We start from the raw sequence: 24214 nt of genomic DNA, 5'->3' as shown, positions 1-24214 counted from the left end.
GATGAGCCACGACCGGGTAATGGCGATCGTCGGCGCGGGTCATGCGGGCGGCCGCGCGGCGCAGGTGCTGCGCGCGTCCGGCTGGCGCGGGCGCATCGTGCTGATCGGCGCGGAGCCGCACCCGCCGTACGAGCGGCCGCCGTTGTCGAAGGGCGTGCTGACGGGCGAGCATAGCGCGGCGCAATGCCGGTTGCGCGATGCCGAGGCGTGGGCGGCCGACCGCATCGAGCGGATCGTCGCGACCGTCGAGCGCATCGACCCGCATGCACGCGAAGTGCACGTGTCGGGCGGGCATGGATTCAGCTACGACGCGCTGCTGCTGGCGACCGGCGGCAGCGCGCGCCGTCTGGCCATTCCGGGCGCGGCGCTGGACGGCGTGGTCGCGTTGCGCACGCTCGACGACGCGGCGGCGCTCGGCGCGCGGCTCGTGCCCGACGCACGGATCGTGCTGGTCGGCGGCGGCTTCATCGGTCTCGAAGTCGCGGCGTCGGCGCGGCAGCGCGGCTGCCGTGTGACCGTGCTCGATGCGGCACCGCGGCTGCTCGGCCGGGCAGTGCCGGAAGCCATCGCGACGCGCGTGCATGCGCTTCACGACGAGCGCGGCGTGGCGATCCGTCTGAACCGCAAGCCCGTTGCGATCGAGCGGACCTCGGGCGGGGCGCTGGCCGTCTTGCTCGACGACGGCGACGCGCTGCTTGCCGACACGGTCGTGACCGGCATCGGCATCGAACCGGCCGACGCGCTGGCGCGCGACGCGGGCCTCGCGGTCGAGCGCGGGATCGTCGTGAACGCGCAGCTCGAGACGTCGGCGCGCGGCATCTACGCGGCCGGCGACGTCGCCGTGTTTCCGAGCGCGTTATCGGGGCGGCTGGTTCGGCAGGAGACGTGGCATGGCGCCGAGACGCAGGCGCACGTGGCCGCCCGCAACATGCTCGGCGCGGGCGCACCGTATCGCGACACGCCGTGGTTCTGGTCCGATCAATACGATGCGCAGTTGCAGGTGGCCGGGGAGCCGGCGCTCGGCGTGCAGTCGGTCGCGCGCGTGCTCGGCGACGATGCGGAAATCCATTTCCATTTCGATGCGCTCGCGCGGCTCGTCGCGGCGAGCGGCTTCGGCCGTGCAGCGGGATTCGTGAAGGAAATGCGCGTGGCGAGAATGCTGGTCGAGCGCGGGATCGACGTGACGCCGGCGGCGGTCGCGAACGTCGGCGTGAAGCTGAAGTCGCTGGTGACGGCCATGAATGACCGGCAGAAGAAAGGAGGGGCGTGAAGCGCGCGGCAGTGAACGCCGCGCGCTTCGTTCAAACGGCGATCAGGCCATCGCGTGCAGGCGCAGATACAGCCCGGCTGCCGCGGCGCCGCCGAGCAGCGGGCCGACGACGGGCACCCAGGCATAGCGCCAGTCGCTGTCGCGCTTGCCGGGAATCGGCAGCAGCGCATGCATGATGCGCGGCGACAGGTCGCGCGCGGGGCTCATCGCATAGCCGGTCGGGCCGCCGAGCGAGATGCCGATGCCGAGCACCAGCAGGCCGACGGGCAGCGCGTCGAGTGCGCCGAGGCCGACCTGCGGCGACGCGAGATACAGCACGCCGAGGATCAGCACGAACGTGCAGATCGCTTCGGTCAGCACGTTGTGCGTGGTGCTGCGGATCGCGGGCGCCGTGCAGAACACCGCGAGCTTCAGGTCCGCATCGGCTTCCTTCGCGAAGTGCTGGCGATACGCGAGCCACACGAGCAGCGCGCCGGCCATCCCGCCGAGCATCTGCGCGAGCACGTAGCCGCCCACTTTCGACCATGCGAACTTGCCCGCGAGCGCGAGGCTGATCGTGACGATCGGGTTCAGGTGCGCGCCGCTGAACGACGCGGTCACGTAGACCGCGACGAATACCGCCATCGCCCAGCCCATCACGATCACGATCAGGTCCGCGCCTTTGCCCTTGGTCTTGGCAAGCAGCACGTTCGCGACCGCGCCGTTGCCGAGCAGCACGAGGATCGCCGTGCCGATGAATTCCGCAATATAAGGTGACATGGTTGTCTCTCGTATGTCACGGCGGACTCGCGCATCGCGCGGTCCGCCGGTGTTGTTGTATTTCGTCTGGATTGATTCGGGTTACTGGGCGTCGTCGGCCCATGCCTTCGCGGCGCGTACCGCACGCTGCCAGCCGGCCATGCGCTGCTCGACCTGCTCCTTGGGCATCGACGGGGCGAAGCGGCGATCGAGCTGCCACTGGTCGCGTACTTCGTCGAGGTTCTTCCAGTAGCCGATCGCGAGGCCCGCGAGGTAGGCCGCGCCGAGCGCGGTCGTCTCGGTGATCTGCGGACGCACCGCGTCGACGCCGAGCAGGTCGGCCTGGAACTGCATCAGCAGATCGTTCGCGCTCGCGCCGCCGTCCACGCGCAGCTCGCCGATGCTGATGCCGGAATCGGCTTCCATTGCGGCCAGCACGTCGAGCGACTGGTACGCGATCGCATCGAGCGCCGCGCGGGCGAGATGGGCGGCGCTCGTGCCGCGCGTGACGCCGAACACGGAGCCGCGCGCCCGCGCGTTCCAGTGCGGCGCGCCGAGGCCGGCGAACGCGGGTACGAGATACACGCCGTCGGTATGCGGCACGCTGGCGGCGAGCGCCTCGATTTCCGCGGCCGTCTTGATGAGGCCGACGCCGTCGCGCAGCCACTGCACGACCGCGCCCGCGATGAAGATGCTGCCTTCGAGCGCGTACTGCACGTCGTCGCCGATCTGCCACGCGATCGTCGTGACGAGGTTGTTCTTCGACTCGATCGGCTTGTCGCCGGTGTTCATCATCAGGAAGCAGCCGGTGCCGTAGGTGTTCTTCACCATGCCCGACGTCGTGCACATCTGGCCGAACAGCGCCGCGTGCTGGTCGCCGGCGATGCCCGCGAGCGGGATCTTCGATGCGAACACGGTGGTCTTCGTGTGGCCGTAGATCTCCGACGACGCCTTCACTTCCGGCAGCATGCTGCGTGGGATGTCGAGCAGTTCGAGCAGCTCGTTGTCCCACTCGCGCGTATGGATGTTGAACAGCATCGTGCGCGACGCGTTGGTCACGTCGGTCACGTGCAGCTCGTGCTTCGTGAAGTTCCACACGAGCCAGCTGTCGACGGTGCCGAACGCGAGCTTGCCCTGGCGCGCCTTGTCGCGCGCGCCCGGCACGTTGTCGAGGATCCAGCGGATCTTCGTCGCCGAGAAATACGAGTCGATCGGCAGGCCGGTCTTCGCGCGCACCTTCGCTTCGAGGCCCTGCTTCTTCAGCGAGTCGCAGAAGTCGGCGGTACGGCGATCCTGCCACACGATCGCGTTGTAGACGGGCTGGCCCGTCTCGCGATCCCAGACGATCGTCGTTTCGCGCTGGTTCGTGATGCCGATCGCCGCGATCGACGTGCCGTTCAGGCCCGTGCGCGTGACGGCTTCCGCGGCGACGCCGGCTTGCGTCGACCAGATTTCCTGCGGGTCGTGCTCGACCCAGCCGGGTTGCGGGTAGATCTGTTCGAATTCCTTCTGGGCGATCGATACGATATTGCCCTGGCGATCGAACAGCATCGCGCGGGAACTCGTGGTGCCCTGGTCAAGCGCGAGGATGTACTGGTCCTGCATGTCTCTCATCTCCATCCGTGGATCGGCTTAGTTGTGATGCGCGCCGCATGGGGCGGCGCGTCGGTGAATCAACGTCGGTCAGGCAACTGCAACTGCAATTTGCGTTCGAGTCACGCGTGCGGCGCATGCGCGGCGGCGAACCACGCGTCGACCGCGGCGGTCACGGCATCGAGCGTGCCGGGCGCGACGTGCAGGCCGAGCTTCGAGCGGCGCCACAGAACGTCCTGCGCACAGGTCGCCCATTCGGCGTCGCGCAGGTAGCGCAGCTCGGCGTCGTGGATGCCCGGCGCGATTTCGGCGCCGAGATCGGGGAGCGACGTCGCGCCTTCCACCACGCGTTCCGCACGCGTGCCGTACGCACGCGCATAGCGGCGCGCGAGCGCGGCGGGCAGCCACGGGTGACGTTTCGCGAACGCGCCGGCGAACACGTCGAACTTCGCGTCCGCGATGTCGCCGCCCGGCAGCGCGACGCCGGCCGTCCAGCGCTTCGCGTCGCGGCCGAGCGCGCGGCACAGCATGTCGCCGGCTTCTTCCGCGAGCTTGCGGAACGTCGTGATCTTGCCGCCGAACACCGACAGCAGCGGGGCGCCCGCGCCGTCGTCGAGTTCGAGGCGGTAGTCGCGCGTGACGGCCGACGCGTTCGCCGCGTTCTCGTCTTCCAGCAGCGGGCGCACGCCCGAATAGGTCCAGTGCACGTCGGCCGGCGAGATCTTGCGCTTGAAGTAGCGGTTGATCGAATCGCACAGATACTGCGTCTCGTCGCGATCGATCGCGACCTTCGCGGGATCGTTCGTGTATTCGACGTCGGTCGTGCCGATCAGCGTGAAATCGTGCTCGTACGGAATCGCGAAGATGATCCGCTTGTCCGGGTTCTGGAAGATGTACGCGTGATCGTGATCGAACAGGCGGCGCGTGATGATGTGGCTGCCCTTCACGAGCCGCACGCTGTGATGCGCGCCGCGGCCGAGCGCGCCGTGCAGCACGTCGCCGACCCACGGGCCGGCCGCGTTCGCGATCGCGCGCGCATGCACGACGCGGATCGAGCGGTCGGCGTGCTGCAGCCGCGCTTCCCACTCGTCGCCGCGGCGCTCGGCGGAAACGAGCTTCGTGCGCGTCAGGATCTCGGCGCCGCGCTCCTTCGCATCCATCGCGTTCAGCACGACGAGGCGCGCGTCGTCGACCCAGCCGTCGGAATACACGAAGCCGCGCTTGATCGAGTCGATCAACGGCGCGCCGGCCGCATGGCGGCGCATGTCGATGCCGCGCGAGCCGGGCAGCAGTTCGCGTTTCGCGAGGTGATCGTAGAGGAACAGGCCGATGCGGATCAGCCAGGCCGGGCGCAGGTTCGGCATGTGCGGCATCACGAAGCGCAGCGGCCACATGATGTGCGGCGCCGCGCGCAGCAGCGTCTCGCGCTCCTGCAGCGCCTTGCGCACCAGCCCGAACTCGTTGTACTCGAGGTAACGCAGGCCGCCGTGAATCAGCTTGGTGCTGGACGACGACGTGTGCGACGCGAGGTCGTCCTGTTCGCAGAGCATGACCGACAGGCCGCGGCCGGCCGCATCGCGCGCGATCCCCGCGCCGTTGATGCCGCCGCCGACGACGAGCAGATCGTAGCGATTCGGTTGGGTCACCTGCTGTCCTTATCGTCTGTTGAAATGGGGCGAACACGAAATGTTCGAATTCGAAATTTAACGAACGAAATCGAAAAAGTAAAGTTCGAAAAAGCGGGGCCAGTAGCGTGCGACGCGATCCCGGACGATACTGACGGAATCGACCGTTTCGCGAGGTGAATCATGCGTATTGGGATGTGGGCCGGCGTGTGCGCCGTCCTTCTGGCGGGATGTGGCGCGGGGACGCCGCCGCTCGCGGGCAACTGGCGGGCGCCGTCGTTCGTCGACCTGCAGACGTCGTGCGGCGGCGCGGCGCGCGACTGGGGCACGGACGCGCAGCCGGTGTACTCGACGCTGTACGACGCGTACGTCGCGAAACGGTATCGCGGGCTGACCGAAGCGAACTATTGTGCGTTCGTAAACGAACTTTCGACCCACTATGCGGCGCCCGACGCGGCGGCGCGCGCCGGCTGGATCGCGTATTTCAACGGCGCACGCGCGCAGGCCATCAGCTGGCGGGCGGCGGTCGATCCGACGCTGCGCGGCGGCTGAAGCCGGCGGCGGCGACGGGCAGGCGGGAGGCAGAACGACCGCGCGGCCGGAATCCGGCCGCGCGATCAGGTCAGGTCGGGAACAGCGGGCTTACGAATAGCGGTACTTGATGGATCGCAGCGCGGCGTCGCCGGTCTCGGTCACGCAGTATTTGCGCCCCGAGCCGAGCCCTTCCAGGCGGACGAGTTGTTGTTCGAGCAGGATGTCCAGTTCATCCCGATCCATGTCGCGCTGATCAGGCGCGTCCTTTACAAGCAAGAGCGTGGCGAATTCATGCGGACTCAGCATCGTTCTCTCCATGGCAATCGGACTGCCCGCGCAGCCGGCGTACACGCCGCCGCGCGATACCCCGCGAGGGTATGGCTTGGGGGGAAAAGCTGCATTCGCCGGCCTGCGATTCGCACCGCCCTGGCACAGGCGGATCGGCGAACGGGCCGGGGAACTGGAGTCTAGTCGAGCGCGCAGGCAACGACAAATCATGCCCCGTTAATTTTCCGTTTGACAGAAACGCATGCCACAAGCGGTTCGCGCGCGGCGCCAACTTCTTGATTTCACTTGAAGTTTCAGGTGCGGTGCAGCATCGCGATCGTCATTCCGCGACGTACACCTGGGTGCCGGCGGCGGCGACCGTGTCGGCCATGTCGGGCGGCAGCGGCTTGTCGGTGAAGAGCGCGTGCACCTGGCTCAGATGGCCCTGGCGCACCAGCGCCGGGCGGCCGACCTTCGAATGGTCGGTCACGAGGTAGACGGTGCGCGCATGCTGCATGATCGCCTCGGCGACGCGCACCTCGCGCGTGTCGAAATCGCGCAGCGTGCCGTCGGCCTCGATCGCCGACGTGCCGATGATCGCGTAGTCGACCTTGAACTGGCGGATGAAGTCGATCGCGAGCTCGCCGACGATGCCCTTGTCCCACGGCCGCACGATGCCGCCCGTGATCAGCACCTCGCAGTCGGGGTAGCCGCTCATCATCGACGCGACGTTCAGGTTGTTGGTGATCACGTGCAGCCCGTGATGGCGGTTCAGCGCGCGCGCGACTTCCTCGGTCGTCGTGCCGAGGTTGATGAACAGCGACGCCTGGTCGGGGATGTGCGACGCCGCGAGCGCCGCGATGCGCCGCTTCTCGTCGTGGAACATCCGCTGGCGCGCCGTGTACGACACGTTCTCCGAGCTGGTCGGCAGGCTCGCGCCGCCGTGGTAGCGGCGCAGCAGGTTCAGGTCGGCGAGCCAGTTCACGTCGCGGCGGATCGTCTGCGGCGTCACCGCGAAGTGCGCGGCGAGATCGTCGACGGTCACGAAGCCGTCGCGCTGCACCCATTCGAGCAATTCCTGCTGGCGCGCGTTGAGGGTGAGGCGGGGATCTCGGGTCATGGCTCGATGGTCGTGTCGTGAGACGGAGCGGGTATTGTAAGGGCGGCAACGGCGTTCGGCCGGCCTGCCGGGCGTCGGTGCGCATGATTCATGCGGAAATTACATGGATTCATGTGACAAATGAATTTGTGCGATCGTGCCGATCGCGTTGCAATGGCGGATGGCCCGCGCGTGCGGGCGCGCGTTCATCCCGTTTTCGACAAGGTGGCATCGATGACTGACTTCAACTGGCACAACCCGTATCCGACAACCCGCATCCCGGTGTTCGCGCGCAACGTCGTGTCGACGTCGCACCCGCTGGCCGCGCAGGCCGGGTTGCGGATGCTGTGGAAGGGCGGCAACGCGGTGGACGCGGCGCTGGCCGCGGCCGCCGCGATCACCGTCGTCGAGCCGGTGTCGTGCGGGCTCGGCGGCGATGCGTTCGCGCTCGTGTGGGACGGCGAACGACTGTCGGGACTCAATGCATCGGGCGTCGCGCCGGCCGCATGGAACGTCGACTACTTCCGCCAGCGCCACGGCGAGGACGCGCGCGGCATCGCGAACAAGCCGACCCGCGGCTGGGACACCGTCACCGTGCCGGGCGTGATCGCGGGCTGGGAAGCGCTGCACGCGAAGTTCGGTTCGCTGCCGTTCGCGGACCTGCTCGAGCCGGCGATCGAGATCGCGGAGCGCGGCTATTCGGTGCCGCCGATCGTCGCGCACAAGTGGGCGGCGGCCGTCCCCGAACTGCGGGGCCTGCCGGGTTTCGCGGACACCTTCATGCCGCGCGGCCGCGCGCCGCTCGTCGGCGAACGCGTATGCCTGCCCGGTCATGCGCAGACGCTGCGCACGCTCGCGACGGAAGGCGCCCGGGCGTTCTACGAAGGCACGCTCGCCGAGCGTCTCGCCGCGTTCGCGCGCGAGGGCGGCGGGGCGCTGACCGAAGCCGACCTGCGCGCGTACCGGCCGGAATGGGTCGAGCCGATCGGCAAGCGCTTCGGCCGCCACACGATTCACGAGATTCCGCCGAACGGGCAGGGCATCGCCGCGCTGATCGCGCTCGGCATCGCCGAGCACGCGGGCGTGACCGAATGGCCGGTCGACTCGGTCGATTCGCAGCATCTGCAGATCGAGGCGATGAAGCTCGCGTTCGCCGATGTCTATCGCTACGTCGCCGATCCGCGCGCGATGGACGTCACGCCCGAACAGATGCTCGACGACGCCTATCTCGCCGAACGCGCGAAGCTGATCGATCGCGCGCGCGCGACGCACTTCGCCGCCGGCCGCCCGCATTCGGGCGGCACGATCTACCTGTCGGCGGCCGACGAGCGCGGGATGATGGTGAGCTTCATCCAGTCGAACTACATGGGCTTCGGTTCGGGGCTCGTCGTGCCCGGTACGGGCATTGCGCTGCAGAACCGCGGGCACGGCTTCTCGATGGACCCGGCTTCGCCGAACGTCGTCGCGGGCGGCAAGCGGCCGTTCCACACGATCATCCCGGCGTTCGTCACCGAGCAGGCCAACGGCCGCACCGAGGCCGTGATGAGCTTCGGCGTGATGGGCGGCGACATGCAGCCGCAAGGCCATCTGCAGACCGTCGTGCGGATGCTCGGCTATGGCCAGCAGCCGCAGGCCGCGTGTTGCGCGCCGCGCTGGAAGGTCAACCGCGACTTCACGCTCGACGTCGAGGCGACGATGAACCGCGCGACCGTCGACGGGCTGGCGGCCCGCGGCCATACGATCAAGTCGATCGACGATCCGTACATGGATTTCGGTTCGGGGCAGTTCGTCTGGCGCCTCGATCCCGACGATCCGGAGCGCGGCTACGTGGCCGCGAGCGACAGCCGGCGCGACGGGCTGGCGGCCGGTTTCTGACGGATCGCTTCCAGCTTTCCTTGCAGTTTCCCGGCATCACGGGCGGCCCGGCGGCCGCCCGTTTCATTTGGCGCGGCGCATGTCCATCGAACGCGCGCAAGCGGTTTGAAGGTCTCATCTAACGAACGGCAACGGACGCCGTGGAACTGCGCCTGTCGGGTATGGTCAGTGCTTTGGAGCACGAACATGAAAGTCCGGCTAAGATGCCAGAATGGTTCGGCCGGACCGACTCACTATAAACGCAAGTAAAACGCCGCCGCGGATCGGCTGGCGCCTGTGCCCCAGGCATGGGCCGGCCTCCGCGCGACGACTGGGAGCGCACCACCATGGACACCAAAACGACGCATGTGATGCCGTGGCGTATCGAGGACATCGACCTGAACCGGATCGATCGTCAGCGTGCCGCCGCGAACGAGGATTTGCTGCTGCTGCTGTGCGCGTCGTCGTTCATCGAAAGCGGCTCGGATCTCTATACGAGCAATCTGAGCGAATTCTTCAATGACGATCCGGAAGTCTCCGCATGGCTCAACAATGCATGGGAGCCCGAAGAATTGCAGCACGGCCGCGCGCTGAAGGCGTATATCGCGCACGTGTGGCCCGAGTTCGACTGGGATACGGCCTTCGCGAATTTCTTCGCCGAGTATTCGAAGACCTGCTCGGTCGAGGCGTTCGAAAAAACCCGCGCGCTCGAAATGGTCGCACGCTGCGTCGTCGAGACGGGCACGGCCACGCTCTATCGCGCGATCAACGAATGCTCGGACGAGCCGGTGCTGAAGGAAATCACCGACAACATCCGCACGGACGAAGTGCGTCACTACAAGCACTTCTTCAAGTTCTTCAAGAAGTACAACCAGGTCGAAGGCAACGGCCGGCTCGCGGTCCTCGGGGCGCTGGCGCGCCGCGTGATGGAAATCAAGAACGAGGATTCCGAGATCGCGCTGCGCCACGTGTTCGCGATCCGCTATCCGGACCGCGTCGGCGACAGCCAATACAACCGCGAGCGCGCCGCACGCATCAATTCGCTCGTCCGGCGCAACCTGTCTGCCGACATGTGCGTGAAGATGCTGCTCAAGCCGCTCGACCTGCCCGCGAAGATCCAGCCGGGCGTCCACTATCCGCTCACGAAGATCACGCGGCACGTTTTCCTGCGCTGATCGCCGCGGCACGGCCCGTCGCGCGTATGCTGGTGCATTCTCATCCGATTCGCGCCCGGGCCACGCCATCATGACCGATACCCATCGCCACGCGCTCGAACAATGGACGTTCGACGCGTGGCCGCCCGCCGTCGTGTCGCTGTTCGACGGCACCGCGCTCGAGCGTCATGCCGACCTCGCCGCGTCGCTGATCGTCGCGACCGACGACGGCCAGTTGCGCACGACGCTGCTCGGCGTCGGCGAGATCTACGCACATGATGCACGCACGCTGCTGATCGCGCTCTGGCCGCAGTCGCGGGCGGCGCGCGCGATCGCGCAGCGGCGCACGGCCGCGTTGACGCTCGTCGCGGACGGTGCGTTCTTTCAGGCGCAACTGGAGATGGCGCCGCTCGAAGGAGACTTCGGCGGCCTGGCCGGATTCGCTGCGACGATCGCGCACGGCGATGCGCAGCGGGTCGGCTATGCGCGTCTCGCGACAGGCGTCACGTTCACGCTGGAAGGGGAGCGCGCCGCGGTGCTCGCACGCTGGCGACGCCAGATCGAGCACCTGCGGCGCGCGGCCGCGCGGCTTCAGTGACCGCGCTGGCCGCTGCGCGACGAACGGTTGCGGTTCGGATGCGCGGCGTTGCCGCTTGCCGGGCGGGCGCCGTTGCCGCCGCCTGCCGGACGTCCGCCGCCATTGCCGCCGGCCCCGCCTTGCGTGCGCGGCTTCGCGGCCTTCTGCTGCGCGGCCTTCGGTTGCGCGTTGCCGTCGCGCTTCGCGGCCGGCTGGCCTGAGCCGCCGGCACGCGGCTGACGATTGCCGCCGCCACCGCCACGCGGCTGCTGCTGGCCACGGCGCTGCTGGATCGGCTCCGGTTTCGCGTTCGGATCGGGTTCGAAGCCCGCGATCACTTCCTGCGGAATCTCGCGCTTGATCAGCCGCTCGATGTCGCGCAGCAACTGCTTCTCGTCGACGCACACGAGCGACACGGCTTCGCCGGTCGCGCCCGCGCGGCCCGTGCGGCCGATCCGGTGCACGTAGTCTTCCGGCACGTTCGGCAGATCGAAGTTGACGACGTGCGGCAACTGGTCGATGTCGATCCCGCGCGCGGCGATATCGGTCGCGACGAGCACCTGCAGCGTGCTGTTCTTGAACTCGGCCAGCGCGCGCGTACGGGCCGACTGGCTCTTGTTGCCGTGGATCGCCATCGCGCTGATGCCGTCCTTCGTCAACTGCTCGGCGAGCCGGTTCGCGCCGTGCTTGGTGCGCGTGAACACGAGTACCTGGAACCAGTTGTGTTCGCGGATCAGGTGCGTGAGCAGTTCGCGCTTGCGGTCGCGGTCGACCGGGTGGATCTTCTGCGCGACGCTCTCGGCGGTCGTGTTGCGGCGGGCGACCTCGATCAGCGCGGGCGAGTCGAGCAGGCTGTCGGCGAGCGCCTTGATTTCATCGGAGAAGGTGGCCGAGAACAGCAGGTTCTGGCGCTGCGGCGGCAGCTTCGCGAGCACGCGCTTGATGTCGTGGATGAAGCCCATGTCGAGCATCCGGTCGGCTTCGTCGAGCACGAGGATGTCGAGATCCGACAGGTCGATGGTCTTCTGCTGCATGTGGTCGAGCAGGCGCCCCGGCGTCGCGACGACGATGTCGACGCCGCGCTTGAGCGCATCGATCTGCGGATTGATGCTGACGCCGCCGAACATCACGGTCGAGCGCAGCTTCAGGTACTTGCTGTACGCGCGCACGCTTTCCTCGACCTGGGCGGCGAGTTCGCGCGTCGGCGTGAGGATCAGCGCGCGCACCGCGCGCTTCGCGCCGCGGTGCTCGGCGTAGAACGTGTGCAGGCGTTGCAGGATCGGCAGGGTGAAGCCGGCGGTCTTGCCGGTGCCGGTTTGCGCGCCGGCGAGCAGGTCGCCGCCGCCGAGGACGGCCGGAATGGCCTGCTGCTGGATCGGAGTCGGCGACGTGTAGCCGAGCTCGTTGACCGCCTTGACCAGCGGTTCGGCCAGGCCGAGAGATTCGAAAGACATAGATACCACTCTTGAGTTTTATGATCGGCGATGCATCGCGCGGCCCGCGCGGCAAACCTGCATCGCAAAACAGCCAAAAAGCAAAAGGGCGCGGCCGCGGTTTCCCGCAGCCGCGCCCCGTTTGTGTGCGCCGCTTCTTAGTCGAGCGGCGCGGAACGCAGATCGCTCACCTGTTGCGGCGAGATCGGCGTACCGTTGTTACCCCATGACATCCGGATATACGTGACAACCGCCGCGACTTCCTGGTTCGACAGCGACTGCGCGAACGGCGGCATCCCGTACGGACGCGGATTCTTGAACGTGCTCGGCGGGTAGCCGCCATTCAGCACCATGCGGATCGGGTTGACGGCCGATTCCATCATGATCGAGTGGTTGCCCGCGAGCGGCGGATAGGCCGGCGGCTTGCCCGCGCCGTTTTCGGCGTGGCAGGTCGCGCAGTTGTCCGCGTAGATCTTCTTGCCCTGTTCGAACAGCGCGTTGCCGAACTGCTTCGACGGCTCGTACTGCATGTTCTTCGGCGCTTCAGCCTTCTGCGGGATCGACTTCAGGTACGTCGACATCGCGCGCGTATCTTCGTCGGTCATGTACTGCAGGCTGTTGTGGACCACGTCCGCCATCGGGCCGAATACCGCGCCCTTCTGCGACACGCCGGCCTGCAGCAGGTCGGACAGCTCCTGCACGTGCCAGTCGCCGAGGCCGAGTTCCTTGTCGTTCGTCAGCGACGGCGCATACCAGTTCTGCAGCGGGATCAGGCCGCCGGCGAACGCCGACGAGTTCACCGGGCCGCCCATCATGTTGATCGACGTGTGGCACATCGAGCAGTGGCCGAGGCCTTCGACGAGATACGCGCCGCGGTTCCATTCGACCGACTTCGTCGGATCCGGCTTGTACTCGCCTTCCTTGAAGAACAGCGTGCGCCAGCCGATCAGCAGGTTGCGGTTGTTGAACGGGAACTTCAGTTCGTGCGGACGGCTCGGCACCGACACCGGCGGGACCGAACGCAGGTACGCGTAGATCGCGTCCGAATCGGCGCGCGTGACCTTCGTGTAGCTCGCGAACGGGAAGCCCGGATACAGCAGGCTGCCGTCCTTCGAGCGACCCGTGTGCATCGCGCGGTAGAAGTCGTCCGACGTCCACTTGCCGATACCGTTCTGGTCGTCCGGCGTGATGTTCGGCGTGTACATCGTGCCGAACGGCGTCGCCATCGGCAGGCCGCCCGCGAACGACTTGCCGCCGCGCACCGTGTGGCACGCGATACAGTCGCCGACGCGCGCGAGGTATTCGCCCTTCTTGATCAGCGCGGCCTGGTCGGCCGGCGTGGCCGCGACGGCGGCAGCGCCGTGCAGCGTGTCGTTGCCCGGCCACAGGACCGGCACGAGGGCGGCAGCCGCGACGATCGCGACGGCCGAGAGTGCAAACAGGGACTTGCGTTTCATTGTGTCTGTCTCCCTTGCCTTATTGCGGTTCGCTGCCGCAGGCGAGCGGAGTCTTCATCGAACGCGCCGGGGCCGGCACGGGGTTGGCGGGCGCCGGTTGCGCGGCGAGCCATGCGGTCACGGCCGTCACGTCTTCGTCGGACAGCTTCGCGGCGATGTCGTGCATGCAATCGGGCGCCTTCGCGTGGCGGTTGCCCGAGCGCCATGCGCCGAGCTGGGCGCTCAGGTAATCGGCGTGCAGGCCGACGAGGCCCGGGATCGCCGGCTGCATGCCGGTCAGCCCCGCGCCGTGGCAGGCCACGCAGGCCGGCAGCTTGCGGGCCGGGTCGCCCTGCGTGACGAGCTGCTTGCCGCGTGCGAGCGTCGCGGCCGGCAGCGTCGGCTTCGCCGGCGTCGGGTACGGCGGACGCTCGGCCGAGAAGTGCTCGGCGATTTCGCGCAGGTAGTCGTCGTTCAGGTACGTGAGCAGATAGTTCATCGGCGGGTACTTGCGCCGGCCGTCGCGGAAGTTGACGAGCTGGTTGTACAGGTACTCGGCCGGCTTGCCGGCAAGACGCGGGAAATAGTCGTTGTCCGTGCCCTGGCCGTGGACGCCGTGGCATGCGGTACAGCCGCGCACGCGCTCGGCCATGGTATCGGGTGCCTTGAGCGGCGCCTGCTGGGCGTGCGCTTGCTCCGTGGGCTTGGTCTGCGCTTGGGCAGCGCTCATAAGGCCCGCGCCGCCGATCATCAGAACGGCGAGCAGCGGACGGAAGAGGCGTCTTGAAGACACACGAGACTCCATGTTTATTCGTCGGGGACCTTGTCCGGGCTACGATCGGCTCGGCGCATGGACGGCAGGACAGCCGGGCTGCTGCGACGCGGCATTCTATCATCGATGGGTAATGACGGCTATTTGACGAAAGGACATCGGTTCCTGTCCGTTTGCGACTTGCGACAATTTGACGCGCATTGCACGACGGTCGAGTGAACCGGCGTGCGCTTTCACCCTCGAAGACCGTACACTCGCGGGTCGCGCGGCGCCGCCTCCGCCGCTGACCCAGTCATTTCTCCCGTTTCCGGATTCATCGATGACGTTTTCTACCGTGCCGTTGCCTGCCTCACGCTGTCCGTCCCGTTGCCGCCGCGCTGCCGGCCTGCCGCTTGCGGGAGGGTGCGCGTGATGAAGTTCGACAGCTTGTGGATCGGCCAGGTCGCGCTCGCGGCGCTGATGGATGCGGCGTTCGCGATGGCGGTCGGCTCGGCGCTGCTCAAGGCGTGGCTCGGCAAGGACGGCGCGCGGCCGGTCATCGCGCCGTCGCACCCGGCATGGCTGCGCGCGCAACATTCGCTGGTGGCGGCCGCGCTGGCGCTGGTGCTCGCCGATCTCGGCTGGCTCGTGTACGAGGCCGCGGCGATGAGCGGCGCGGGGCTCGGCGGCGCGTTCGCCGCGATTCCCGTCATGCTGATGCAGACGCACACGGGCTTCGCATGGAGCGTCGCGTTCGCCGGCGCGGTGCTGCTCGCGATCGTCGCGCTCGCGAAGCCGGACGGCCCGCTCGCGCATGCGGTGCTGTGGTTCGCGGTGATCGTGGTGGCGGCCGGCAAGGCGTCGCTCGGCCATGCGGCCGACAGCGGCGTGCTGTCCGCGGCGGTCGGCGTGCAGACGCTGCACCTGCTGGCCACCGCCGTATGGGGCGGCCTCGTGCTCGCGGGCGGGCTCGCGGTGTTGCCGGCGCTCGGGACGTCGGTCGCGCGCGGCGCGCTGATCCGCATCGGCCAGCACCTGTCGCGCACGTCGATCGTCGCAGTCGTCTTCGTGCTCGGCACCGGCGCGCTCAACGCGATCCGCGGGCTCGGCGGCTCGCTCGCGCCGCTCGACGGCAGCACGTGGGGCCGCGTGTTGCTGCTGAAGCTGCTGCTCGTCGCGCTCGCGCTCGTGCTCGGCGGGCTCAACCGCTTCTCGGCGCTGCCGCGCCTGCGCCGCACCGCGTCGACCGAGGACGCGCACACGTTCCGCAACATCCTGCATCTCGAAGGGATGACGATGATCGGCGTGTTCGTCGCGGCGGCCGTGCTGTCGTTCAGCGTGCCGGGCTTCGCGGCGCTCGGCTGACGGCCGGACGGCGCGGCGCCGGGCGCCGGCGCGCGCCGCGCGCGTGGCGCGGATGCAAGAACGGCCGCCTTGTCGGGGCGGCCGTGTCGAACGCGTGGCGCGGCACGCGTGCGTCGCTCTTATCTCACGCGTTCGTCACCACTCGGCGACGCTGCCGTCCGCGTGGCGCCACACCGGGTTGCGCCAGCGATGGCCCGTCTTCGCCATCTCGCGCACCTTCTCCTCGTTCACGTCGATGCCGAGCCCCGGGCCCTGCGGGATCGCGACGAAGCCGTCCTCGTAGCGGAACACCTCGGGGTTGCGCAGGTAGTCGAGCAGGTCGTTGCCCTGGTTGTAGTGGATGCCGAGGCTCTGTTCCTGGATGAACGCGTTGTAGCTGACCGCATCGAGCTGCAGGCACGCGGCGAGCGCGATCGGCCCGAGCGGGCAGTGCAGCGCGAGCGCCACGTCGTAGCTTTCCGCGAGCGTCGCGATCTTGCGGCACTCGGTGATGCCGCCCGCGTGCGACGCGTCCGGCTGGATGATGTCGACGTAGCCGCCCGCAAGGATGTGCTTGAAGTCCCAGCGCGAGTACAGCCGCTCGCCGAGCGCGATCGGCGTGTTGGTCTGGTTGACGATGTCGCGCAGCGCCTCGGCGTTCTCCGACAGCACCGGCTCCTCGATGAACATCAGCTTGTACGGATCGAGTTCCTTCGCGAGCACCTTCGCCATCGGCTTGTGCACGCGGCCGTGGAAGTCCACGCCGATCCCGACGTGCGGGCCGACCGCGTCGCGCACCGCCGCGACGTTCGCGATCACTTGCTCGACCTTGTCGTAGGTGTCGACGATCTGCAGCTCCTCGGAGCCGTTCATCTTCACGGCCTTGAAGCCGCGCTCGACGACCGCGCGCGCATTGTTCGCGACGTCGCTCGGCCGGTCGCCGCCGATCCACGAATACACCTTGATGCGCTCGCGCACCTGGCCGCCGAGCAACGCGTGCACCGGCACGCCGTGATGCTTGCCCTTGATGTCCCACAGCGCCTGGTCGACGCCCGCGATCGCGCTCATCATGATCGGGCCGCCGCGGTAGAAGCCCGCGCGGTACATCACCTGCCAGTGATCCTCGATCAGGAGCGGGTCGCGGCCGACGAGGTAGTCGGCCAGTTCCTGCACGGCGGCCTCGACCGTGTGCGCGCGGCCTTCGACGACCGGCTCGCCCCAGCCGACGACACCCTCGTCGGTTTCGATCTTGAGGAACAGCCAGCGCGGCGGGACGACGAAGGTTTCGAGGCGGGTGATTTTCACGATGCGAGTCTCCATGATTGACCGGCGCGACCGTTCGGGCGCGGCGCACGATCCGTGCTTTCGCGGTTATCCTAGCGTAGTCGAATAAAAAATAGTATTAATAGCATTAATGTGCAGATAGTGGGCAGCCCGCCCGACGGAGAACGATCATTCAACGCGACCTGCATGGACAGACGGCTTTCCGGCTCGCGACGGCGATCCTGCGCGGCGACTATCCGCCCGAATCGCTGCTGCCGAGGGAACCCGACCTGATGGAGATGTACGGCGTGAGCCGCACGGTGATGCGCGAGGCGCTGCGCACGCTGACGTCGAAGGGGCTGGTCGAATCGCGGCCGAAGGTCGGCACGCGCGTGCGGCCGCGCCAGGCGTGGAACCTGCTCGACGCCGACCTGCTCGACTGGTATGCGCGCGTCGCGCCGCCGCTCGCGTTCGCGCTGAAGCTGCAGGAAATGCGCGAGATGATCGAGCCGTACGCGGCCGCGCTCGCCGCCCGCGCGCATACGCCCGACGCGTTCGACGCGATCGAGGGCGCGGCGCGCGCGATGGCCGCCGCGCGCAACGTCGACGAATGGGTGCGCGCCGACCTGCGCTTTCACCTGAGCGTGCTGGAGGCCGGCGGCAACGAGCTGCTGGTGCCGCTCGGCGCGCTGATCGATCGCACGCTCGAGGCGCAACTGCAGTTGAATGCGCGCCGGGCGGACGTTTACAACGCGTCGCTGGCCGAGCATACGGCCGTCAGCGACGCGATCCGCGTGCGCGACGAGGACGGCGCGCGCCGCGCGATGGCGACGCTGCTCGCGGTGACGCGTGCGCGGATCGAGATGTCGTGACGGAAGCGGGGCGGGCGGCGCCGTTGCGGTGCCGTCAGGCGTTCGCGCAGCCGCCCGGCTTGTGGATGCGTTCCGTCGACGGCGGGTACTTCGCGAGCAGGCTCGCTGGCCGCCGCGGCCGCGCGACCAGGTCGCCGCCGCAGTTCGGGCACTGGCCTTTGAGCACGTCGTCGGCGCACGTCGCGCAAAAAGTACATTCGAACGTACAGATGCGCGCGTCCGTCGAATCCGGCGGCAGATCCTTGTCGCAACATTCGCAGCCGGGGCGCAGTTCAAGCATGACGGTCTCCTTGACGGGTGAGGGGGCGCCGCACATTGCGTGCGGCGCATGCGAGCGCTACTGTACGCGTTTGGATCGGCCCGGCCAACGGTGTCCCGCCCGGGCGCCGGCGCTGCGCACGGGCTGCACCGGGAGACGACCATGCTTTATCGCGGAAGCTGTCATTGTGGAGACGTGACGTTCGAGGCGGAAGGCGACCTGCAGGGCGTGATGGCGTGCAACTGCTCGATCTGCCGGCGCAAGGGCGCGCTGATGTGGTTCGTGCCGCGCGACCACATGAAGCTGCTGACGCCCGACGAAAATCTCGCGACCTACCTGTTCAACAAGCACGTGATCCGGCATCGCTTCTGCAAGCGTTGCGGGATTCACGCGTTCGGCGAGGGTGTCGATCCGAAGGGCACCGCGATGGCCGCGATCAACGTGCGCTGCATCGACGGCGTCGATCTCGACGCGCTGCCCGTCACGCACTACGACGGCCGCTCGCACTGACCGGCGCGCCGGTGCGGGCGCCTGCGCGCGGCGATCGGGTCAGGACGGGTGCGCGGTCGTCGCGCCCGGCGCGGGCGTTTCCGCCTGCGGCGCCGGGCCCGCGGTGCGCGTGCCGGCGTCGGCCGGCCGTTCGATCAGCGGCGCGAGCGCCGGCGCCATCGACTTCAGCAGCTGCACGGCCATCGCGCTCGTGAAGTCGTAGCGCGCCGCGTATGGCTCGTGCGCGGTCGCCGTCAGCACGCCGAAGAACCGGTCGCCGATCGCGAACACGAAGGTGCCGCTGCGGTTGACCTTGCGCGATTCGATCAGCCGCGCACCGCGCGCATACACGTTGAAGCGCTGGTCGCCCGTGCCCGTCTTGCCGTACACGTCGAGCGTCTTGCCGTCGGGCAGCGTGAGCCCGCTCGCGAGGCGGCGCGCGGTGCCGTTGAGCACGACGTCGCGCAGCAGCGTGTGCGCCACCTTGACGATCTCCGGCGGCAGTATCGGCTGAGGTTGCGCGGCCGCGCGCACGAAGCGCGTTTCGTACGGCGTGCCCTTCGCGAAATCGAGCCGCGTGATCGTCTCGGTCGGCGCCTTCTGGCCGCCGTTCACGATCAGGCCGATCAGTTTCGCGAGCGCGTCGGGCTGGTCGCCCGATGCGCCGATCGCGGCCGCATACGACGGCGTCACTTCCGCGAACGGATAGCCGAGCGCGCGCCACGACTTCGTGATCTCCGCGTACGCGCGCAGCTCGACCATGCGGCGGATGCGCCGGTCCTGCGTCGCGTGGTAGCGGGTCTTGTACAGCCACGAATACGTGTAGAAACGCGCGTCGCGACTGTCGCGCTGAACGTCCGCGAGCGACGCGGCGGGATGCGCGCGCAGGTAGTTGAGCGTCCACAGCGCGAGCGGATGCACGCTCGCGATATAGCCGCGGTCGTTCAGGTTGAAGCGGTCGATCGCGTATTTCGCGTAGAGCGCGGCGAGATCGTCGTCGGACAGCGTCGCGGCCGGCGTGCCCTTCAGTTGCGCGCGCATCCGCGCGGCGAACCACGCGACCGATTCGTTCGGCGCGACGCTGCGCAGCACCGTCGCGAGCTTCGGCGGCGACTTGCGTACGTCGCGCAGCATCAGCGCGAGCGCGTCGTCGGGCGCCTTGCCCGCATAGCGCGTGTAGTAGCGCTTCACGTAGACCTGGCTTTCTCCGTCGACGAACTGCTGCAGGTAGTGCTGGCGCTGGGCGGGATCGTTCAGCCACGACGACGACGGTCCGGCCGCCTGCAGCGTCTCGTAGTGGACGATGTCGCGCATCAGCCGCACGAACACGAGGTTCACCGAGTGCTCGAACGCCGTGTGCAGCGTCATGATGCGGCCGTTGTCCGACTTCTCGAAGTTCGAGAACACCTGCGCGCCGCCGCCCGTGTAGAACACGTCCGGGCTCGCCGAGTACTTGCGTTCGACGGACGCATCGAGCATCGCCTGCAGCGAGCGGTCGCGCGTATGCGACAGGTAGTCGAGCGCCCAGCGCGACAGCCCGTCGATCGGATCGGGCTTCACGCGCGCCAGCTCCGCGTTCGACAGGTTCGCGTAGCGCGCATGCAGGTCGGAGACGATCTGCAGGTACGTGATCAACGTGCGCAGCTTCGCGGTCGAACCGAGGTTGATGCGGCCGCCGCGATTCACGTCGAACGGCTGGTTCACACTGTCGGTCTGCACGCGCAGCAGGTTCGCGCCGTTGCGATGCTCGTACAGCGTGAAGCTGTACGTCAGGTGCGACGGGTCGTCCTTCGGCGCGAGCATCTCGAAGCCGTACAGGCCGGCCGCCTGCGCGCCGTCGCGGGTCGACGCCTGCGCGAGCCGCTGGGCGACCGCCTGCTGCACGCCGTTGTCGAGCGTGCTGGTCGCTTCCAGGTCGAGCTGGTCGAGCTGGTACAGGTCGGCGATGCCGAGCGCCGACAGCAGCGACGCGCGCGCGGACGTGACGGCCTTGCGCGACACGAACGACTGCACGCGCGCGGCGGCCGGCGGCGCGCTGCGTTCGATCTGCGCGGCGAGCGCCGCATCGCGCAGCGCGGGCGAGATCACGCCGCCGTTCGACAGCAGCCGCAGGTAGCTGTCGGTCAGCTTCTGCAGCGCCGGATACCCGCGATTCAGGAAGTACGACGGCGCGCGCTGCGCGATCAGCAACGACAACACCTCGCGGAACGTCTTGCCCTGCTGGTCGACGTTGTCGCCGGTCGTCGGCGCGGACAGGATGCGGTTCACGTCGTTGAAGTCGCGGCCGTACCACGCGGCGAGACCGTCGCCGATACCGGTGATTTCGCCCACGTGCGGCCGGGCGGCGAGCGGCACCGAATTCAGGTAGCGCACGACGATCGAGCGGCGCGCGAGCATCGTCTGCGGGCCGTTCAGGTACGCGAGGATCGACGCGGACGCGATCTGCCGCAGTTTCTCCGGCGGCGTCGCGGTACGGCCGTCGGGCGAGTGGCGGAACTTCTCGATCTGCGTCGCGAGCGTGCTGCCGCCCGGGCGCGCCTGGTGGTGATTGACGACGTGCAGCGCCTGGTCGGCGAGCGCGCGGCTGAAGCGGCCCCAGTCGATCGCCGGGTTGCGGTTCGGCTGGTTCGGGTCGAGCAGGTAACGATCCTCGATGAACATCAGCGAATCGACGACCATGCGCGGCACCGTGTCGAAATCGGCGTACACGCGCTGCGGGAACACGGTCGCGAACAGCGGCGAGCCGGTCGAGTCGAACAGCATCAGCCCGGTCTGGTCTTTCTCTTCGTAAGGCAGGAACAGGCCATGATCGGCGAGCGCCAGCATCCGGTCGGAATCGCGCGCCTGCTTGCCGACGACGAAGCCGCGCGCGAGCAGCCGCTGCTGGAACGCGGGAATCATCGAATAGCCGAGGCGTTGATCGTACGGCCCGTTCGCGGGGAAACGGATGTGGTTGCTCGCGCCCGTTTCGACCGTGTAGCCGACGTCGCGGGTGAGCTCGGACAAATAGTGCGCCTGCAGGCGCGACGTCGCGATTTCGGTCATCACGAGCCTCACCACGACCGCGATCGCGATCACCAGCGCGGCCAGCAAGGACCACTTGATCCACGTCCAGACCGATGCAGCTCCGGTCACGCGCGGCAGGATGCGATTCAGCGGCCGATTCATGGCGGCGTCTCCCTGAAGGCGCGGGCTCCGGCCGCACCTCATTAAGGATTAGTGTAGTCCTCCGCAGCGGGCTGCCAAGGGTGGTTCACTACTGAGATGCAGCGGCGCAACACCCGTGCCCGCACCGGAATCGTGCGCCGCGAGGCCGGGCCCGCGCGCGGGTGCGGCCTCGCGGTACACGTCGTCCCGCATCCGCGTTCGAAAGCCATCTGGCACCGAAAAGACCGTCGCGATCGCATCATTCAACTGACGAAATGTTCGACGAGGTGATCGATGAAAAGGCGGGATTTACGCGGAAAGTGCTTGCGGCTCGGGTATGCGACGTTCATCTGGAGCGCTTCGAGACGATAGTCGGCGAGCAGGGCCAGAAGCTGGCCATCATGAAGATCCGGTTCGGCGAGGAAGTCCGGCAGGACTGCGATGCCCATGCCGGCAAGCGCCCAGTTCCGGATCATGCCGAAGTTGTTCGACGACGCGGCCTTGTTCGGGCGCACCGTGACACGCGTCTGGTCGTGCTCGAACGTCAGGTAATCGCTCGCGAAGTCGGCATGGAACACCAGGCATGCATGCGTGGCGAGATCGTGCGGATGGGCCGGCGAGCCGTGCCGGCTGACATATTGCGGCGACGCGCAGACGACGCGTTGGAATTGCATGAGCGGGCGCTTCACCAACGTGCTGTTGCCGATGTGCTGCGACAGCAGCAGCCCGATATCGAAGCCTTCCGACACGAGGTCGACATGGCGGTCGACGATCGTGACTTCCGGCACGATGTTGGGATGGCGTGCCTTGAACGCGTCGATCGCGGGCGCGAGCACGTGCATGCCGAACATGACCGGCGCGGCGATCTTCAGCGAACCGATCGGTTCCTGGTGCATCGACGCGATCGTTTCCTCGACGCGGTCGATTTCCTCGATCACGTGACGCATCTGCGCCAGGTAGAGGTGGCCGGCGTCGGTCAGCGACAGGCTGCGGGTCGTGCGATTCAGCAGGCGCGCGCCGAGCCGGTTCTCGATGCTCATGATCATGCGGGTGGCCGACGAATTGGAGATGTTCAGTTCGGTCGCGGCGCGCACGAAACTTTGTAGTTCGGCAACCTTGACAAATAGTCGCATTGGAAGGAGTTCGTCCATTTTTTTGCCTAGAATCAGAAATTGTTTATTTAATTCTATCTTCCAATTTGCTGTTCAGAGCGTCGGACGATGGAGGAAAAAAGTATTATGAAACGACAGGTTGATTTGATGGCTGGGAAGCCCGGAAAATATAGGGTTTCGGCGTTTTGGTAGCGCTGGTTTGCGTCCGGTTAAGGGTAATTTTTACAACCATTTTTAGTAATTGTACGAATGTTCATACGATTGTTTTTTTCACGTATTTGAGATATCGGGCGATTCGATTTTATCGAGATAAAGTATTTCCGGCGTTTTTGCGCCATCGTGCCGACGCACGGCCGCGACGAAGCAGCGGATCGAACCGTCGCATGCAATCGTGTCCGGCCCATCGCGGCGCGCGAGCAGGCTGGCCGACACGGCGGGGAATCGTTGCCCCGATATCGATCCAGGCCATGCTCGCGCATCCGGCCGGCCACCATGAGGCGGTTCGGCGCGCGGTGTGGGCGTACGGTCGGCGGGCGCCGACGCGGCAGGGGCGCGTTTGCCGCGAAACGGCCGCGGCGCGTCGGTGGAGGGCTGCCGGCCGCGTGGATCGGCTGCGGGGGCCGCGAGCGGTGATATGCTCGCGGGACGCCCGCGACCGACGGGCGGTTTCACGATGCCCGTGCACGGCTGCGTTGCGCGGCGTTTCCGAGGGAAGAACCGACATCATGAGCCGCAAATTCATTCTGAAGGGCGACACGACCGATCACGGCGGCGTCGTGCTCGAAGGGATCGCCAATTCGTCGTTCGACGGGCGCGAACTCGCGTATCTCGGCGCATCCGTGTTCTGTGCGGCGTGCAAGTCGCCGGGCGTGATCGTGTCGGACGGCGGCGAGCGCACGATGACCGTGATGGGCAAGGTCGTCGCGCTCGAACACGACCTGTGCCAGTGCCAGTGCACGCCGCAGCCGAAACTGATCGCATCGCAGGCAACCGGGACGATCTCGGGCTGAGTCCCGCCGCCCGCAGGCGCTCGTCGTTCGCGCGGCATCGCGGCGCCGATACCGGCCGTCAGGCGCTGCCTTCGGTCTCGATCACGAGGATGCGCGCGGCGCCAAGCGGATGCGCAACATGTTCGGTGCCGACCGTCGCGTGGAATACGTCGCCCGTTTCGAGCACCGTCGCGTGCTCGACGCCTGCTTCGCGGTAGCGCATCTCGACGCGGCCATCGAGCACCGCGAACACTTCCTCGCCGTCGTTCACGTGCCAGCGATACGGCTGGTCGGTCCAGTGCAGCCGGACCGTGATGCCGTTCAGGTTCGCGATGTCGAGGGCGCCCCACGCGCGGTCCGCGGTGAATGCGGCACTCCGGATGATGTTCATCGATGTGTTCTCCGGCG

At 67.6% G+C, this 24214-nt stretch carries 23 protein-coding genes; 9 read left to right on the top strand and 14 right to left on the bottom strand.

The window, feature by feature from the left end; translation table 11 throughout:
• Position 1 precedes the first annotated feature (1 nt).
• On the top strand, positions 2-1270 hold the full coding sequence (locus tag CFB35_RS14080; protein ID WP_089465115.1) for an NAD(P)/FAD-dependent oxidoreductase: 1269 nt from the start codon (positions 2-4) through the stop codon (positions 1268-1270).
• Between the two features lie 42 nt (positions 1271-1312).
• Here the strand turns inward: CFB35_RS14080 and CFB35_RS14075 are convergent, their stop codons facing one another.
• The 3 genes from CFB35_RS14075 to glpD form a co-directional block, all read right to left on the bottom strand.
• Positions 1313-2029: an MIP/aquaporin family protein gene (locus CFB35_RS14075; RefSeq protein ID WP_011546148.1), complete on the bottom strand. Its 717-nt coding sequence runs from the start codon at positions 2027-2029 to the stop codon at positions 1313-1315.
• An 81-nt stretch (positions 2030-2110) separates the two neighbouring features.
• Entirely contained in the window at positions 2111-3613 is a 1503-nt protein-coding gene (gene glpK / locus CFB35_RS14070; RefSeq protein WP_059578659.1) for a glycerol kinase GlpK, read from the bottom strand.
• Positions 3614-3723: 110 nt separating this feature from the next.
• Positions 3724-5247: a glycerol-3-phosphate dehydrogenase gene (gene glpD / locus CFB35_RS14065; protein WP_059578656.1), complete on the bottom strand. Its 1524-nt coding sequence runs from the start codon at positions 5245-5247 to the stop codon at positions 3724-3726.
• A gap of 162 nt (positions 5248-5409) precedes the next feature.
• Here glpD and CFB35_RS14060 point away from each other — a divergent pair, with 162 nt between their 5' ends.
• A complete protein-coding gene (locus CFB35_RS14060) occupies positions 5410-5778 on the top strand; it encodes a hypothetical protein (protein ID WP_059578653.1) in 369 nt (122 codons plus the stop codon).
• A gap of 90 nt (positions 5779-5868) precedes the next feature.
• Here the strand turns inward: CFB35_RS14060 and CFB35_RS14055 are convergent, their stop codons facing one another.
• Both CFB35_RS14055 and CFB35_RS14050 read right to left on the bottom strand, forming a co-directional pair.
• The gene (locus CFB35_RS14055; protein WP_006477892.1) at positions 5869-6066 is read right to left on the bottom strand and encodes a hypothetical protein; all 198 of its coding nucleotides are present in this window, start codon (positions 6064-6066) and stop codon (positions 5869-5871) included.
• 301 nt (positions 6067-6367) lie between these two features.
• Positions 6368-7147, bottom strand: a complete 780-nt coding sequence (locus CFB35_RS14050) for a DeoR/GlpR family DNA-binding transcription regulator (RefSeq protein WP_034208319.1) — start codon at positions 7145-7147, stop codon at positions 6368-6370.
• Between the two features lie 213 nt (positions 7148-7360).
• On the opposite strand from CFB35_RS14050, the gene CFB35_RS14045 reads away from it, so the two are divergent.
• From CFB35_RS14045 to CFB35_RS14035, 3 genes are all read left to right on the top strand, one after another.
• Entirely contained in the window at positions 7361-9001 is a 1641-nt protein-coding gene (locus CFB35_RS14045) for a gamma-glutamyltransferase family protein (protein WP_059578805.1), read from the top strand.
• A 326-nt stretch (positions 9002-9327) separates the two neighbouring features.
• Complete coding sequence (locus tag CFB35_RS14040) at positions 9328-10155, top strand: ferritin-like domain-containing protein (protein ID WP_011546143.1); 828 nt, start codon at positions 9328-9330, stop codon at positions 10153-10155.
• A 70-nt stretch (positions 10156-10225) separates the two neighbouring features.
• The gene (locus CFB35_RS14035; protein ID WP_059578652.1) at positions 10226-10732 is read left to right on the top strand and encodes a hypothetical protein; all 507 of its coding nucleotides are present in this window, start codon (positions 10226-10228) and stop codon (positions 10730-10732) included.
• Here CFB35_RS14035 and CFB35_RS14030 read toward each other — a convergent pair.
• The 3 genes from CFB35_RS14030 to CFB35_RS14020 all read right to left on the bottom strand — a co-directional run bounded on the left by CFB35_RS14030 (position 10726) and on the right by CFB35_RS14020 (position 14385).
• Positions 10726-12165, bottom strand: a complete 1440-nt coding sequence (locus CFB35_RS14030) for a DEAD/DEAH box helicase (RefSeq protein WP_059578649.1) — start codon at positions 12163-12165, stop codon at positions 10726-10728. The genes CFB35_RS14035 and CFB35_RS14030 overlap by 7 nt on opposite strands.
• 137 nt (positions 12166-12302) lie before the next feature.
• Positions 12303-13601: a cytochrome c gene (locus CFB35_RS14025; RefSeq protein ID WP_059578646.1), complete on the bottom strand. Its 1299-nt coding sequence runs from the start codon at positions 13599-13601 to the stop codon at positions 12303-12305.
• A gap of 19 nt (positions 13602-13620) precedes the next feature.
• On the bottom strand, positions 13621-14385 hold the full coding sequence (locus tag CFB35_RS14020; protein ID WP_006477898.1) for a c-type cytochrome: 765 nt from the start codon (positions 14383-14385) through the stop codon (positions 13621-13623).
• Positions 14386-14763: 378 nt separating this feature from the next.
• Here CFB35_RS14020 and CFB35_RS14015 point away from each other — a divergent pair, with 378 nt between their 5' ends.
• Complete coding sequence (locus CFB35_RS14015; RefSeq protein WP_059578801.1) at positions 14764-15696, top strand: CopD family protein; 933 nt, start codon at positions 14764-14766, stop codon at positions 15694-15696.
• A 135-nt stretch (positions 15697-15831) separates the two neighbouring features.
• On the opposite strand, the gene dgoD is transcribed toward CFB35_RS14015, so the two are convergent.
• Positions 15832-16980 (bottom strand): galactonate dehydratase, encoded by a 1149-nt coding sequence (gene dgoD / locus CFB35_RS14010; protein ID WP_059578798.1) that lies wholly within the window; start codon positions 16978-16980, stop codon positions 15832-15834.
• A 146-nt stretch (positions 16981-17126) separates the two neighbouring features.
• Here dgoD and CFB35_RS14005 point away from each other — a divergent pair, with 146 nt between their 5' ends.
• Positions 17127-17810 carry a FadR/GntR family transcriptional regulator gene (locus CFB35_RS14005; protein ID WP_059578644.1) on the top strand — a complete coding sequence of 228 codons (684 nt, stop codon included), beginning with the start codon at positions 17127-17129 and terminating at the stop codon, positions 17808-17810.
• A gap of 34 nt (positions 17811-17844) precedes the next feature.
• On the opposite strand, the gene CFB35_RS14000 is transcribed toward CFB35_RS14005, so the two are convergent.
• A complete protein-coding gene (locus tag CFB35_RS14000) occupies positions 17845-18090 on the bottom strand; it encodes a DUF1272 domain-containing protein (protein WP_059578642.1) in 246 nt (81 codons plus the stop codon).
• A gap of 141 nt (positions 18091-18231) precedes the next feature.
• Between CFB35_RS14000 and CFB35_RS13995 the strand changes: the two genes are divergently transcribed.
• Positions 18232-18579, top strand: coding sequence for a GFA family protein (locus CFB35_RS13995; RefSeq protein WP_059578639.1), 348 nt, complete (start codon positions 18232-18234; stop codon positions 18577-18579).
• A gap of 39 nt (positions 18580-18618) precedes the next feature.
• Here the strand turns inward: CFB35_RS13995 and CFB35_RS13990 are convergent, their stop codons facing one another.
• The 3 genes from CFB35_RS13990 to CFB35_RS34965 form a co-directional block, all read right to left on the bottom strand.
• The gene (locus CFB35_RS13990; protein WP_059578637.1) at positions 18619-21726 is read right to left on the bottom strand and encodes a transglycosylase domain-containing protein; all 3108 of its coding nucleotides are present in this window, start codon (positions 21724-21726) and stop codon (positions 18619-18621) included.
• A gap of 242 nt (positions 21727-21968) precedes the next feature.
• Positions 21969-22856 carry a LysR family transcriptional regulator gene (locus CFB35_RS13985; protein ID WP_059578634.1) on the bottom strand — a complete coding sequence of 296 codons (888 nt, stop codon included), beginning with the start codon at positions 22854-22856 and terminating at the stop codon, positions 21969-21971.
• Between the two features lie 231 nt (positions 22857-23087).
• Complete coding sequence (locus tag CFB35_RS34965; protein WP_155634633.1) at positions 23088-23249, bottom strand: hypothetical protein; 162 nt, start codon at positions 23247-23249, stop codon at positions 23088-23090.
• 293 nt (positions 23250-23542) lie between these two features.
• On the opposite strand from CFB35_RS34965, the gene CFB35_RS13980 reads away from it, so the two are divergent.
• Complete coding sequence (locus CFB35_RS13980; protein WP_059578632.1) at positions 23543-23827, top strand: PAAR domain-containing protein; 285 nt, start codon at positions 23543-23545, stop codon at positions 23825-23827.
• A gap of 58 nt (positions 23828-23885) precedes the next feature.
• Here the strand turns inward: CFB35_RS13980 and CFB35_RS13975 are convergent, their stop codons facing one another.
• A complete protein-coding gene (locus CFB35_RS13975) occupies positions 23886-24197 on the bottom strand; it encodes a cupin (protein ID WP_059578629.1) in 312 nt (103 codons plus the stop codon).
• Positions 24198-24214 lie beyond the last annotated feature (17 nt).

The sequence above is a fragment of the Burkholderia sp. AU16482 genome, assembly GCF_002223285.1.
GTDB lineage: Bacteria > Pseudomonadota > Gammaproteobacteria > Burkholderiales > Burkholderiaceae > Burkholderia > Burkholderia semiarida.
The sequence above is the reverse complement of the archived record's forward strand: the minus strand, read 5'-3'. Positions and strand labels throughout refer to the sequence as shown.